The 13,500-nt window shown below is 67.1% G+C and carries 14 protein-coding genes; 11 read left to right on the top strand and 3 right to left on the bottom strand.

Going from position 1 to position 13,500, the window contains the following annotated elements; translation table 11 throughout:
* Positions 1-14: 14 nt before the first annotated feature.
* The 7 genes from V7E00_RS13045 to V7E00_RS13015 are packed head-to-tail and all read left to right on the top strand — an operon-like array spanning position 15 to position 6,025.
* Positions 15-377, top strand: coding sequence for a GntR family transcriptional regulator (locus V7E00_RS13045; protein ID WP_333573072.1), 363 nt, complete (start codon positions 15-17; stop codon positions 375-377).
* Positions 378-381: 4 nt separating this feature from the next.
* Positions 382-1,221 (top strand): signal peptidase I, encoded by an 840-nt coding sequence (gene lepB / locus V7E00_RS13040; RefSeq protein ID WP_333573071.1) that lies wholly within the window; start codon positions 382-384, stop codon positions 1,219-1,221.
* The gene (locus V7E00_RS13035) at positions 1,221-1,868 is read left to right on the top strand and encodes a hypothetical protein (RefSeq protein ID WP_333573070.1); all 648 of its coding nucleotides are present in this window, start codon (positions 1,221-1,223) and stop codon (positions 1,866-1,868) included. The genes lepB and V7E00_RS13035 overlap by 1 nt, the downstream gene beginning before the upstream one ends.
* Positions 1,869-1,872: 4 nt before the next feature.
* Complete coding sequence (locus tag V7E00_RS13030) at positions 1,873-2,133, top strand: hypothetical protein (protein ID WP_333573069.1); 261 nt, start codon at positions 1,873-1,875, stop codon at positions 2,131-2,133.
* Between the two features lie 58 nt (positions 2,134-2,191).
* Entirely contained in the window at positions 2,192-3,712 is a 1,521-nt protein-coding gene (locus V7E00_RS13025; protein ID WP_333573068.1) for an aldehyde dehydrogenase family protein, read from the top strand.
* Between the two features lie 20 nt (positions 3,713-3,732).
* The gene (gene adhP / locus V7E00_RS13020; protein ID WP_333573067.1) at positions 3,733-4,758 is read left to right on the top strand and encodes an alcohol dehydrogenase AdhP; all 1,026 of its coding nucleotides are present in this window, start codon (positions 3,733-3,735) and stop codon (positions 4,756-4,758) included.
* A gap of 43 nt (positions 4,759-4,801) precedes the next feature.
* Positions 4,802-6,025 carry a threonine synthase gene (locus V7E00_RS13015; RefSeq protein WP_333573066.1) on the top strand — a complete coding sequence of 408 codons (1,224 nt, stop codon included), beginning with the start codon at positions 4,802-4,804 and terminating at the stop codon, positions 6,023-6,025.
* A 20-nt stretch (positions 6,026-6,045) separates the two neighbouring features.
* On the opposite strand, the gene V7E00_RS13010 is transcribed toward V7E00_RS13015, so the two are convergent.
* Positions 6,046-6,729, bottom strand: coding sequence for a hypothetical protein (locus V7E00_RS13010; RefSeq protein ID WP_333573065.1), 684 nt, complete (start codon positions 6,727-6,729; stop codon positions 6,046-6,048).
* Between the two features lie 107 nt (positions 6,730-6,836).
* Between V7E00_RS13010 and V7E00_RS13005 the strand changes: the two genes are divergently transcribed.
* Positions 6,837-7,670 (top strand): hypothetical protein, encoded by an 834-nt coding sequence (locus V7E00_RS13005; protein ID WP_333573064.1) that lies wholly within the window; start codon positions 6,837-6,839, stop codon positions 7,668-7,670.
* 169 nt (positions 7,671-7,839) lie between these two features.
* Here V7E00_RS13005 and V7E00_RS13000 read toward each other — a convergent pair whose 3' ends face one another.
* Positions 7,840-9,534 carry an acyl-CoA dehydrogenase gene (locus V7E00_RS13000; protein WP_333573063.1) on the bottom strand — a complete coding sequence of 565 codons (1,695 nt, stop codon included), beginning with the start codon at positions 9,532-9,534 and terminating at the stop codon, positions 7,840-7,842.
* 48 nt (positions 9,535-9,582) lie between these two features.
* Here V7E00_RS13000 and V7E00_RS12995 point away from each other — a divergent pair, with 48 nt between their 5' ends.
* Positions 9,583-10,515 carry an L-threonylcarbamoyladenylate synthase gene (locus tag V7E00_RS12995; protein WP_333573062.1) on the top strand — a complete coding sequence of 311 codons (933 nt, stop codon included), beginning with the start codon at positions 9,583-9,585 and terminating at the stop codon, positions 10,513-10,515.
* Between the two features lie 479 nt (positions 10,516-10,994).
* Here V7E00_RS12995 and msrA read toward each other — a convergent pair whose 3' ends face one another.
* Positions 10,995-11,540 carry a peptide-methionine (S)-S-oxide reductase MsrA gene (gene msrA, locus V7E00_RS12990; RefSeq protein ID WP_333573061.1) on the bottom strand — a complete coding sequence of 182 codons (546 nt, stop codon included), beginning with the start codon at positions 11,538-11,540 and terminating at the stop codon, positions 10,995-10,997.
* Positions 11,541-11,609: 69 nt separating this feature from the next.
* Here msrA and galE point away from each other — a divergent pair, with 69 nt between their 5' ends.
* Positions 11,610-12,608 (top strand): UDP-glucose 4-epimerase GalE, encoded by a 999-nt coding sequence (gene galE / locus V7E00_RS12985; protein ID WP_333573060.1) that lies wholly within the window; start codon positions 11,610-11,612, stop codon positions 12,606-12,608.
* Positions 12,609-13,175: 567 nt separating this feature from the next.
* Positions 13,176-13,499, top strand: coding sequence for a UrcA family protein (locus V7E00_RS12980; RefSeq protein ID WP_333573059.1), 324 nt, complete (start codon positions 13,176-13,178; stop codon positions 13,497-13,499).
* Position 13,500: the final 1 nt, after the last annotated feature.

The following is a 13,500-nucleotide window of genomic DNA, read 5'->3' as shown; positions in this document are numbered from 1 at the left end:
TGTATTATGCCAGCATGACAGCCCTGGAGCACGAAGACAGCCCGGTCTACCTCAAGCTGCGCGCGATCATCGCCGCAGCCATCCTGCGCGGCCAGTACCGCGCGGGGGACCAGCTTCCCTCGGTCCGCGCGCTCGCCGCCGAACATGGCGCGAACCCGCTGACGGTGGCCAAGGCCTATCAGAGCTTCCAGGACGACGGCTATGTCGAGGTCCGTCGCGGGGTCGGCATGTTTGTCGTGTCGGGCGCGGTCGAGCGGTTGCGGACCGCGGAGCGCGAACGCTTCCTCACCGGCTTCTGGCCGCGGGTACGCGATCATATCGCGCTCCTGGGGCTCGATGCGCGCGAGCTGCTCGACGGCAGCCACGAGATCGCCTGACGCCATGGCGGAGCAGAAGCCGGGCTGGTGGCGCACGCTGGGCGGCTGGGCCGCCACGATCGGCATCTTCTTCCTGTTCCAGAGCGCGGTGGCGCGGCCCTATTACATCCCGTCGGGATCGATGATGCCGGCCCTGCGCACCGGCGACCGGCTGGTCGCGTCCAAATTCCCCTATGGCTTCTCCCAGGCGTCGCTGATGATCCACGGCAAGGACATCGCGAAGACCCGCTTGTTCGGCCGCACGCCCGAGCGCGGCGATATCGTGATTGTCGTGCGCCGCGGCGACGGCGAAGACCTGATCAAGCGGGTGATCGGCCTGCCGGGCGACACCGTGGAAGTGCGCCACGGCCAGGTGGTGCTGAACGGCAAGGCCGTGCCGCGCGTGCCGGATGGCCACGCAATGATCCCGGTCGATGCAGCGGTGCCGTGCAACGAGGGCCCGCTGGCGGCGTTCCGCAGGCCGGGGCCGGACGGCAAGCCCTATTGTCAGCTGCCGCTCTTCCGCGAGACGCTGCCCAACGGCGCCAGCTACGATGTGGTCGATCTTGGCGATACGGTGCTGCCGAACGGCTATCTGAGCCCGGGCGACGAGTATGGACCCATCACGGTGCCGGCGGGCCAGCTGTTCCTGATGGGCGACAATCGCGACCAGTCGGCCGACAGCCGCTTCGGCTCGGACGAGCTGGGGCTCGGCGGTCCCGTGCCGATCGAGACGATCGCCGGGCGCGCGGAGTTCGTGACCCACAGCTTCAATGGCGAGGGGTCGTGGTTCAACCCGCTGAGCTATGTCACGGCGATCCGGGGCGAGCGCAGCTTCACTAGCCTGCGGCCGCAGCACCACTGATGCGGCTGGAAGGCGATTACGGTGACGATGGCTATGCGCTCGTGCGCGGCATCGTGCCGCCGGCGGTGTGTAATGCACTGCTCCGGCAGATCGACGGGGATGTCGTGTCGAAAGTGCCCGCCGGCGAGCTGATGCGGCAGCCCAACCTGCTCAAGCGCGAAGCGGTTGAGCTGTACGGTTTCCACTATCCGCCGCTTCTAGGCTTGCTGTGGGGCCTGACGCCCACGGTTTCTGGCCTGCTCGAGCTCGATCTGCTGCCCAGCTACAGCTATTTCCGCATCTACCGCGAAGGCGATGTGTGCCGCGTGCATTGCGACCGCTATGCCTGCGAGGTGAGTCTGTCGCTAACGCTCGACTATAGCGACGGTGTGCCCTGGCCGCTGGAGATGGCAACGGTGGCGGCGCCGCCGAGCGCGCTGGTCGAGGACGATTTCGGCACGCTTCCCTTTTCCGCCGTGGAGATGCAGCCGGGCGATGGCGTGCTCTACCAGGGCGTCGAGCGGCGGCACGGACGGATCACGCCCAATCCCAACGGCTGGTCGGCACATCTGTTCTGCCACTGGGTGCGTCGCGACGGCCCACACGCGGCACATGCCTTTGACGGGCGCACGGACGCGGCGCAGCCGGTCAATTTCAGGCTCGGCTGAGGCGATGCGCCAGCTTGTCACGACCGGCGTGGTGCTGCTGGTGCTCGGCTCCATCCCGTTTCTCGTCCGGTTCGGGCGCTGCCACGCCAGGGGCCGCATGGGCGCCGCGACGCTGCTGCTTGGGCTCGCCTTCGGCCATCTGTTCGATCCCGCGCGGGCGGAGGCGACCGAGTCGATTCAGAAACGGCGCGAGCAGGGCGAGGCTGCTGGCGAAGAAGCCGGGGCCGCGCCATCGGGAAACTCCCCTAAGCACCTCTCCGAATAGGGCTTTCGTACCGCCCGGCGCATCCCTCCTGCCGACAGGGTATCGGATGGAGGAAGCGATGTTCGAGCAAGCGATCCAGACCGTGCGGACGCAAGGGCACCAGCCCGCCCGCTATGGCAATTTCATCGGCGGCCGCTGGGTCGATCCCATCGAAGGCCGCTGGTTCACCGATCGCAGCCCGATCAACACCCGCCCGCTGGCCGAAATCGCCCAGTCCACGCCCGCCGATGTCGAGGCGGCGCTGGATGCCGCCCATGCCGCGCGCCGGCGCTGGGCCGCGGTCTCGCCGCAGGAGCGTGCGCTGATCCTCAACCGCGTCGCCGACCGGCTGGAGGCGAACCTGGAGCTGCTCGCGCTTGCCGAGACGATGGACAATGGCAAGCCGATCCGTGAGACGCGCGGCGCCGATGTGCCGCTGGCGATCGACCATTTCCGCTATTTCGCCGGCTGCGTCCGCGCCTCCGAAGGCACGATCTCGACGATCGACGAGAAGACCATCGCCTATCACTTCAAGGAGCCGATCGGCGTGGTCGGCCAGATCATCCCGTGGAACTTCCCGCTGCTGATGGCGGCGTGGAAGATCGCGCCTGCGCTGGCGGCGGGCAATTGCACGGTAATCAAGCCCGCCTCACAGACCCCGCTCAGCCTGTTGCTCTTCGCCGAGCTGACCGCCGACATCCTGCCGCCGGGCGTGGTCAACATCGTCACCGGGCCGGGTGCCACGGTGGGCCGGGCGATCGCGGCCAACCCGCGCATCGGCAAGGTGAGCTTCACCGGGGAGACGACCACCGGCCGCCAGATCATGCAGTACGCTGCCGAGCATCTGATCCCGCAGACGATGGAGCTGGGCGGCAAGTCGCCGAACATCTTCCTGGCAGACGTGATGCAGGAGGACGATGCGTTTCTCGACAAGGCGCTGGAGGGCTTCGCGCTGTTCGCCTTCAACAAGGGCGAGGTGTGCACCTGCCCCAGCCGCGCACTGGTGCAGGAATCCATCTTCGACAAGTTCATGGAGCGCGCGGCGCAGCGCGTCGCCGCGATCAAGGTCGGCGATCCGCTTGATCCCGCCACGCAGATGGGGCCGCAGGCCTCCGAGGACCAGCTCCACAAGATCCTCGGCTATATCGACATCGGCCGCAGCGAGCTGGCCGAGTGCGTGACCGGCGGCAGGCGCGCACTGCCCGGCGGCGAGCTCGACCAGGGCTATTTCGTCGAACCCACCGTGTTTGTCGGCCACAACAAGATGCGCATCTTCCAGGAGGAGATCTTCGGGCCGGTGCTTTCCGTCACCACCTTCAAGACGGTGGAGGAAGCGATCGAGATCGCCAACGACACGGCCTATGGCCTGGGGGGCGGCGTATGGAGCCGCAACGGCACCCATGCCTATCAGATCGGCCGCGCGCTCGAGGCGGGCCGCGTCTGGACCAATTGCTACCATGTCTATCCCGCGCACGCGGCGTTCGGCGGGTACAAGGAATCGGGCTTCGGGCGCGAGACGCACAAGATGATGCTCGACCATTATCAGCAGACCAAGAACCTGCTGGTCAGCTACGATACCGCCGCGCGCGGCCTGTTCTGAAGTCCAGGGAAGGATTCTCCATGCTCAAGACCATGAAAGCCGCCGTCGTCCGCGAATTCGGCAAGCCGCTGGTGATCGAGGAAGTGCCGGTCCCGCAGGTGGGGCCGGGGCAGATCCTGGTGAAGATCGCTGCCAGCGGCGTGTGCCACACCGACCTTCACGCCGCCGAGGGCGACTGGCCGGTCAAGCCCAAGCCGCCCTTCATTCCCGGGCATGAGGGCGTCGGCCATGTCGCAGCAGTGGGAGCGGGTGTCGCCCATGTGAAGGAGGGCGACCGCGTGGGCGTGCCCTGGCTCTACACCGCCTGTGGCCACTGCGTGCACTGCCTGGGCGGCTGGGAGACCCTGTGCGAAAGCCAGCAGAACACCGGCTATTCGGTGAACGGCGGCTTTGCCGATTATGTGCTGGCGGACCCCAATTATGTCGGCATGCTGCCCGACAATGTTGGCTTCGTGGACATCGCGCCGGTGCTGTGCGCGGGCGTGACGGTCTACAAGGGGCTGAAGGTCACCGATACCAAGCCGGGCGACTGGGTGGCGATTTCCGGCATCGGCGGTCTGGGGCACATGGCGGTGCAATATGCCAAGGCCATGGGGCTGAACGTCATCGCGGTCGATATCGACGACGCCAAGCTGGACCTGGCGCGGAAGCTGGGTGCGGAGCTGACGGTGAACGCGCTGCACGAAGATCCGGCCAGCTTCGTGAAGAAGAGCGTCGGCGGTGCGCGCGGCGTGCTCGTCACGGCGGTTTCCACCAAGGCGTTCCAGCAGGCGCTGGGCATGGTCGGGCGCGGCGGCACCGTCTCGCTCAACGGACTGCCGCCGGGGGACTTCCCGCTGTCGATCTTCGATACGGTGCTGAACGGCATCACCGTGCGCGGTTCGATCGTCGGCACGCGGCTCGACCTGCAGGAGTCGCTCGACTTTGCCGGGCAGGGCAAGGTCCACGCGACCGTGGCGACCGAGAAGCTCGAGAATATCAACGACGTGTTCGCCCGCATGCACCGGGGCGAGATCGAGGGCCGGGTCGTGCTCGACATGGCCTGAAGCACCATCGACAGGGGCGGCGGCTGTTCCTAAGCTGCCGCCCATGCAGGACAATATCCGGGCCGATCGGCCGAGCTTCGTCACCCATCTCGAATGCTCGATGACGGGCGAGCGCTACGCGGCGGACGAGCTGCACCAGCTCTCGCGCGTCGGACGACCGCTGCTGGTCCGCTACGATCTGGAACGCGTCGGGTCTGCGCTCACCCGGGATGCACTGGAAGCACGGCCGACCGACCTGTGGCGCTGGCGCGAGCTGCTGCCGGTGCGGCGGGCGGAGAACATCGTCTCGCTCGGCGAGATCGAGACGCCGCTGATCGCGATTCCCCGTTCCGGCGGCCCGGGCGCGATCGTGAAGGACGAAGGGCGGCTGCCGACGGGCTCGTTCAAGGCGCGCGGGCTGGTGATGGCGGTGAGCATGGCGCGCGAACTGGGCGTCACCCGCATTGCGATGCCGACCAACGGCAATGCCGGCGCGGCACTCGCCGCCTATGCGGCGCGCTGCGGCATCGACACGGTGATCCTCTGCCCGGAGGAGACGCCGGAAGTGAATGTCCGCGAGATCGCCGCGCAGGGCGCCCGCGTGTACCGGGTCAACGGCCAGATTGACGAATGCGGCGCGATCGTCGGTCGGGGGGCGGCCGAAGGGCGCTGGTTCGACTTCTCGACGCTCAAGGAGCCTTACCGGATCGAGGGCAAGAAGACGATGGGGCTGGAACTCGCCGCCCAGTGTGGCTGGGAGCTGCCCGACGCGATCTTCTACCCCACCGGCGGCGGCACCGGGCTGATCGGCATGTGGAAGGCGTTCGACGAGCTGGAGCGGCTCGGCTGGATCGGGCCCAAGCGGCCGCGCATGTACGCGGTGCAGGCCTCGGGCTGCGCGCCGATCGTCCGCGCCTTCGAGGCGGGCGAGGAACATGCGGAGCGGTGGGAGAATGCCGCAACGGTGGCCGCGGGCATCCGCGTGCCGCGGGCGGTGGGCGACTTCCTGATCCTGCGCGCGGTGCGCGAATCCGGCGGCCGCGCGTTCGCGGTGGGCGACCCGGCGATCCTGCAGGCGGTGGACGACTGCGCCCGCAAGGACGGGCTGCTGCTTTGCCCCGAGGGCGGAGCGACGCTGGCGGCCTATCGTCAGGCGATCCGCGACCGACTGGTCGATCCCGAAGAGCGGACAATGCTGTTCAACTGCGCGACCGGGCTGAAATACCCGTTGCCCGAGGCGGGGACGTTGCTGGACCGGAACGAGGATATCGATTTGGGGAGCTTGTGAGCGCAGAGCGGCCCCCGGCCTTAGGAACTGAAGAGAATCCCGACTAGGAGCAGGAAGGCCGCGCCTTCTAGAAGGCCGAGGAGCACGTTCCCCGCTGCGCGAACCGGCGTGATGCCGAGCACGCGCGCGAACCACAGCGTTTCCACGATCCAGTAATAGCCGATGCTGGCGATCACGATGCCGCGCCCGACAAGGGCTGCGGCGCTATGATGATCCAGTGCTAGGCTGGTGCCGGCGCCGAGCCCCAGCGCGAACACGGCGGCGGGATAGCATTGCTCGTAAAAGGGCTGCTGCAGCGTATCCCGGTCGAGCTTGCTGCCGCCGCGCCGGACCAGGCGCGCGGCAAGGAACAGCGGAAACGCCGCGAACACGATCATCCGCAGGATCAGCGCGCTGGCATTATCGTTGACCAGGCCGGCGAGCCCGTGATGGTTGAGGATGATGGTGTCGACCTGGCCCAGCGCCGTCGCGACCGCATGCGCCAGCAGCAGCGCCAGCGCCAGAAACAGCGGCGGGCTGAGCACCGCCTTGTACCGCTGGTCGTCGGGCAGCGCGGCTTCCTGCTGGATCTCCGCCATGATGCGCATGGGGCGAAAGATCGATTGGATCAGCGTCAGCGGGAAGAACAGCAGCCAGCTCATCACCTCGTAGAGAAGTTCATCGAGCGAGTTGAGCCACTTCATGAAGTCCATGGGCGGCAGCATGGGCGATCGACATCGGTCGCGCAATGGCGGCGGCATCTGTGGACAGTCTGCCCCTCTCTGCGTAGCACCTTCAGAGCCGTTGAACTTCGGTAAACAGGGAGGTGGTCATGGCAGCTGTACGTGCAAAGCTCGTTTTTGCGAGTTTGTTCTTCACGTCTTTCGCGTCGCTTGGCGCACAGGCTCAGACGACGGGACTGGAAGATCTGGTGGGCGCGCGGGGCGGCCAGGCGGAAGGGGAAGTGCAGCGGCGCGGCTATGGGTTCATCCGCGCCGAGAAGAGCGACGACCGTTCCTACACCTTTTGGTGGAGCGAGGGCCGGCGCCAGTGCGTGACCATCGCCACGATGGACGGACGCTATGCCTCGATCCAGCCGACCCTGCCGCCGGATTGCCGCAAGCCCGGCAGCCTGCGGCCCAACCCTGGATATGCGCAGCGCCCGGCGACGCGGCCGGGCGGCGGCTATCCGGTCGATCCCGGCCAGGGCCGGCCCGGCTATGACGACGGCCCTGTCGTCGACGGCCGCAATGTGGAGCTGGGGCTGGTATGCTTCGGCGACGGCTCCAAGGACGGCCTCACCAGCGGCTCGACCTGGACGTGGAACAAGGATCGCAAACGCTACGAATACGGCACCTACACCGCCTCCAGGACCCAGGTGTTCGACGCATCGCTGATGATCCAGACCTGGCCCGGCGGCGGGCGCATCCGGTTGCCGCGGTCGTTGGTCCCGCCGCTCCATTCGGGTGGCCAGGATGGCTGGTGGGATCTCTACGACCTGTTCGTCAGCCCGGACACGATCCGCGCCACCTATCGACTGAACGGCCTCAACAAGCCCAAGGTGACGATCGATCGGCGTTCCGGCCGCATCACGGTGCAGGGGTTTTCGGACTATGGATTCCGGGGTTCGTGCGACACGATCGGGCACCAGCAGCGCAAATTCTGAGGGTCTGTTCGGAAGCGCGCCGCAGCGCGACTTGCGGCGCCAGCCCGATCCTCCACCCGTCCACCCGGCGCCGGTATCCTGGGGGTGGCCGGGTGGGGGAGCGGGCTGGTGCAGCCTGGAAATTCGCTCTTCCGCGAATTTCCAAACAGGCTCTGGTCGCCGAACCCGCTCAGGCGGCGAAGGCTTCCGCGCCCACCGCGTAGAGCGCGGCCGCCTTCGCCATCGCCGCCGCGCGCAAACCGAGCGCCTCCGGCACGATCTGCTCGACATAGAAGCGCGCTGCTGCCTGCTTCATCTTGAGGAAGGCCGGCTCGCCTTCGCTGCGCGCCGCCACCCGGCCGCTCTTCTCCATCAGCCAGCCGCAGACCGCCACCGACAGCATCGTCAGGAACGGGTAGCTCGCCGCCAGCCGGTCGTCGGCGTCGGAACCCAGCAGGTTGCGGCCGACTTCCTCGCAGGCGTCGATCAGCTGGCGCAGGCCAGCATCTTCGGCCTCGGCGCGCATGTCGGCCAGCAGACCGAGCAGCGTCGCGCCATTGTCCATGCTCAGCTTGCGGCCGACCAGATCGGCGGCCTGGATGCCGTTGGTGCCTTCGTAGATGGGGGTGATGCGCGCGTCGCGGAAATGCTGGGCGGCGCCGGTCTCCTCGATATAGCCCATGCCGCCATGCACCTGCACCCCGAGGCTGGCGACCTCGTTGCCGATATCGGTCGCATGCGCCTTGGCGAGCGGGGTGAGCAGCTCGACGCGCTTGTCCGCCTCCGCATCGCCGGCCCGGCCGCGATCAAGCTGGCCGAAGGCGCAATAGACCAGCGCGCGCGCCGCCTGGGTCTGCGCCTTCATCCGCAGCAGCATGCGGCGCACGTCCGGGTGCTCGATGATCGCGGTCGGCGCGCCGCCGCGATAGCCCTGCACCCGCTCGCGGGCATAGGCGACCGCGCGCTGGGTGGCGCGCTCGGCGACCTGCACGCCCTGCAGGCCGACATTGAGCCGGGCATTGTTCATCATCGTGAACATCGCGCGAATCCCGCCCAGCTCGGGGCCGATCAGCTCGCCGATGCAGTCGTCGTTGTCGCCAAAGCTCAGCACGCAGGTGGGCGAAGCATGCAGGCCCATCTTGTGTTCGATCGACACGACCTTGATGTCGTTGAAATCGCCCGGCGTGCCGTCGTCCTTGAGCCGGTATTTCGGCACGAGGAACAGCGACAGGCCCTTGGTGCCCGCAGGCGCGCCCGGCGTCCGGGCCAGCACCAGATGAACGATATTGTCGGCCAGGTCATGATCGCCGAACGAAATGTAGATCTTGGTGCCCTTGATCTTCCACTTGCCGTCGCCCGCGGGCTCGGCCTTGGCCTTCACTGCGCCCACGTCCGAGCCGGCCTGCGGCTCGGTCAGGTTCATCGTGCCGGTCCACTCGCCGGTCGCGAGCCTGGGCAGATACTGCGCCTGCTGCTCGGGCGAGCCGTGATGGTGCAGCGCCTCCACCGCGCCGACCGTCAGCACCGGGCAGAGGCAGAAACCCATATTCGCGGTGCCCAGCGTCTCGAGCACGGCAACGGACAGGCTGACCGGGAGGCCCTGGCCACCATGCTCAGCGGGCGAACCGATGGTGCCCCAGCCGCCTTCGACATAGGCGCGGTACGCCGCTGGGAAGCCCGCGGGCATCGTCACGCCCGCGTCGGTCCAGCGCGCGCCTTCGGTGTCGCCCAGCCGTTCGAGCGGGGCCCATTCGCCGGCAGCGAACTGGCCGGCGCCTTCCAGCACGGCGTCAAGCAGGTCGGGCGTTGCCTCCTCGCTGATCTCGGACAGGCGAACGATATGGTCGAGCACGAAACGCTGCTCGGCGGTGGCGGGGGTGAACATCAGGCCTCTCTCTTGTGATCTTCTTGCCGGCAATATAGCGCCTTCGCGGTGACCCCAGCAAATCCGCGCATCTTACCCTACGGCGAGGCCGCGCTCGGCGAAGCGGCGGCGCTGATTCGCGCCGGCCAATGCGTCGCGGTGCCCACCGAAACCGTGTACGGGCTCGCCGCCGACGCGTGTGATTCGGCCGCCGTCGCGGGGATTTACGCGGCCAAGGGGCGGCCCTCGTTCAACCCGCTGATCGTGCATGTCGCCGACATGGCGATGGCCGAGACGATCGCGCGGTTCGATGAGGAAGCCCGCGCGCTGGCGGCGCGGTTCTGGCCCGGGCCGCTGACCATGGTGCTGCCGCTGGTCGAAGATTCGCCGGTCGCCAGCCTTGTCACCGCCGGTCTGCCGACGGTGGCGCTGCGCATGCCGGATCACCGCGCGATGCAGGGACTGATCCGCGCGAGCGGGCGGCCGCTCGCGGCTCCCTCGGCCAATGCCAGTGGCGGCATCAGCCCGACGCGCGCCGCGCATGTGGCAGCCAGTCTCGCCGGGCGGATTCCGCTGGTACTCGACGACGGCGCGACGACGGCGGGCATCGAATCCACCATCGTCGAGCCGGCGGCCCGTCGCATCTTGCGGCCCGGGCCGGTGACCGCCGAGCAACTGCCCGGCTATGGCAGCGGTGCCACGCCGGGGGCTGTCACGGCGCCGGGGCAGCTTGCCAGCCATTATGCGCCGTCCAAGCCGGTGCGGCTGCACGCTACTGCGTCGGCGGCCGACGAATGGCTGATCGGTTTTGGCGCGATCGGGGGCGACGACACGCTCTCCGCGACCGGCGATCTGAACGAGGCTGCGGCACGGCTGTTCGATGCCCTGCACCGGGCGGACGCCACCGATCGCCCCCGCATCGCCGTGGCTCCGCTGCCTGCGCACGGGCTGGGGGTGGCGATTCAGGACCGCCTGGCGCGCGCAGCATTTCCGCGCGGATAGTATAGCGCGAAACGAGCGCACAGCAGCGCAACAACGGCATTTGATACTGCAAATTCGTCGCAAGTGGTCACGTTCCCTTACGACAAAGGAGATGCGCGAAAGCACACGGAACGAGCTGGCCTGACAAATCGCGCAAAGGTTTGTCTTGCGCAGAGTTGGTCCGAAGCGGATGATTCTGTTGCATCCTCCCAATTCGGGTATCGCGTATACAATCTTGCCTTTACAGCTTCTGATCAGCTCGTAGGTTCCAAAAAGCCGTAAAGCTTGCGAAACAAAGATGAGCGCTGCGGCAACTGCTGGACGACTGTCATAGGCACTAGCTCGATTTCCGGAGCCCGCGCCATTCGGTCGTGCCATCAGGCGAGTGCGGAACCCGAACGGCGTCGGTGCTGCCCCCGCACCACTGCGCGCCTTCGTACCCGCGGCCAGCCTCGCAAGCCGGCCGCGGTCTCGAACACCCCCGTGGGGAGGGCGCGGCCTTAAGCGGCTGCGCCCTCTTTGGTCCGGTTGGCGAAGCTCTTGCGCAGCTTGCGGAGCTTGGGCGGGATCACCGCCAGGCAATAGGGGTTTCGCTGGCCGTCGCCCTGCCAATATTCCTGGTGATAGTCTTCGGCCGGCCACCACTGGCCCAATGGTTCGATCGTGGTGACGATCGGTTGCGGCCAATCGGGGCGGGCGCGCTCGATGGCGTCCAGCGCCTCGCGCTCCTGCTCCGCCGAATGCGGGAAAATCGCCGAGCGGTACTGGGTGCCGATGTCGTTGCCCTGGCGGTTGAGCTGGGTCGGGTCATGGGTGGCAAGGAAGATGTCGAGGATCTCGCCATAGCTCACCACATCGGTGTCGAAGCTGACTCGGATCGCCTCGGCATGGCCGGTGTCGCCGGTGCAGACTTCCTTGTAGGTGGGATTTTCCTTGGTGCCGCCGATATAGCCGCTTTCGACGCCTTGCACGCCAATCACGTCGTTGAACACGGCTTCCGTGCACCAGAAGCAACCGCCGGCGAGCGTCGCCGTTTCAATGGTCATGTCTCAGGAACTCCTTGCTTGTGACCCCAAGATAGGGTGGAGCCGGGGCGGAACAAAGAGGATGGCGTGATGCGTGACGGTGCGGTGTTGGTGACGGGTGGAGCAGGCTATATCGGCAGCCATGCGGTGCTGGCGCTGCTCGACGCTGGATGGCGCGTGGTAGTGGTCGACAATCTGGTGACCGGCTTCGACTGGGCTGTGGACCCGCGTGCCACGCTCGTCGTGGCCAATATCGACGATGCCGATGCGGTGCGCGGCGCGATCCGCGAACACGGCGTCGTCGCGGTGATGCACTTCGCCGGATCGGTGGTGGTGCCGGAATCCGTGACCGACCCGCTCAAATATTATCGCAACAACACGGTCGCCAGCCGCGCGCTGATCGAAAGCGTGGTGGCGGAAGGCGTGCGCCACTTCATCTTCTCCTCGACTGCGGCGACCTATGGCATTCCCGAGCAGGTGCCGATCCGTGAGGATGCGCCCAAGCAGCCGATCAACCCCTACGGCATGTCCAAGCTGATGACCGAGATCATGCTGAAGGACGTCGCGGCGGCACATCCGCTCAATTATTGCGCGCTGCGCTACTTCAACGTGGCCGGCGCCGATCCGCAGGGCCGCAGCGGCCAGTCCACCGCGGGCGCGACGCACCTGATCAAGGTGGCGGTGGAAGCGGCCACCGGCAGGCGCTCCCATGTCTCCGTATTCGGCACCGACTTTGCGACGGCGGACGGCACCGGCGTGCGCGATTACATCCACGTCAGCGACCTTGCGGCCGCGCATGTCGACGCGCTCGACCTGTTGATCGCGCGGCCGGAGGAGAGCCATACGATGAACTGCGGCTATGGCCGCGGCTTCTCGGTGCTGGAGGTGCTCGACGCGGTCGACCGGGTGACCAACATGACGATCGAGCGCAAGCTGGAAGGCCGCCGCGCCGGCGATCCCGACGCGCTGGTGGCAGACAACAGCGCGATCCTCGCCGCACTGCCGTGGCGGCCCAAACATGCCGACCTGAACGGCATCGTCCGCGATGCACTCGCTTGGGAGCGCAAGCTCGCCGAACGCGGCCGATAGGCATCTGCCTTCGCGGCTGCTATGCTAGCGCATCAGCCGCCCGTGGTAGGCGGAAAGCGTCGGGAGGTTGCCATGTGGATGGTCCTGTTGCTGCTGTCGGTCAGCGGGGAGGATGCACCCGCGTCTCCCGCCGCGAAAGGCGCCGTCGCGCCGCAGACTGGGCGCTGCGAGAATGCCCGAGTCCAGTCTGTCGATGCATCGTCGGCGCCCACGCCCGCGGTGCGTAGCTTGCGGGACGAGCCTCTAGCGAACCGCTATCGGACCGTGGTCCGCCACGCACATTGCGATCGACCGGTGATCGTCTCGACTCGCATCGGGGATGCGCAGCGATAAAATCAGTCGAGATTGCGCGCTGTCTATTTTGGCGACAACTTCGTAATATAGTTGCGGTGCAAGTCGTTGCGCTGCACCATTAGCATCACTGTAAATATTAGTGTCATTTCTCCTGTGGAATAGTGTCACGCATGCTCCATTTGGGTGACCCAAATCGAGAGTAGAGGCGCAGTCAGCCGGCGGAGACCGGTCGCGACACGGTCGCGAACACACCGCATCCCAGGAGGACCACTCATGAAGCGTTTCATCGTGATGGCCGCAATGCTTGGCACGATTGCCACCGTTCCGGCTGAAGCCCAGATCCGTCAGGACAAGACCATCCGCATCGCCTACCAGCCTTCCGACCTGCTTACCGCCGAAGGGCGCACACGCCTGCAGCGCCGCATCTCGGCGGCGAGCGCGCGCGTGTGCCGTTCCGACGTGGTCACCGGCACGCGGCTGCCTACGGTCGGAGAGCTGGAATGCCGCCGCATTGCGCTCGCGGGCGCACGCCAGGCCGCCGAGCGCGCGATCCTGGCGGCGAACCAGAACACGCTGGTTGCAAGCCGCACGCGCTGAG

The organism is Sphingomonas sp., from assembly GCF_036731925.1.
GTDB lineage: Bacteria > Pseudomonadota > Alphaproteobacteria > Sphingomonadales > Sphingomonadaceae > Sphingomonas.
This window is presented reverse-complemented; position numbering and strand designations above follow the sequence as displayed.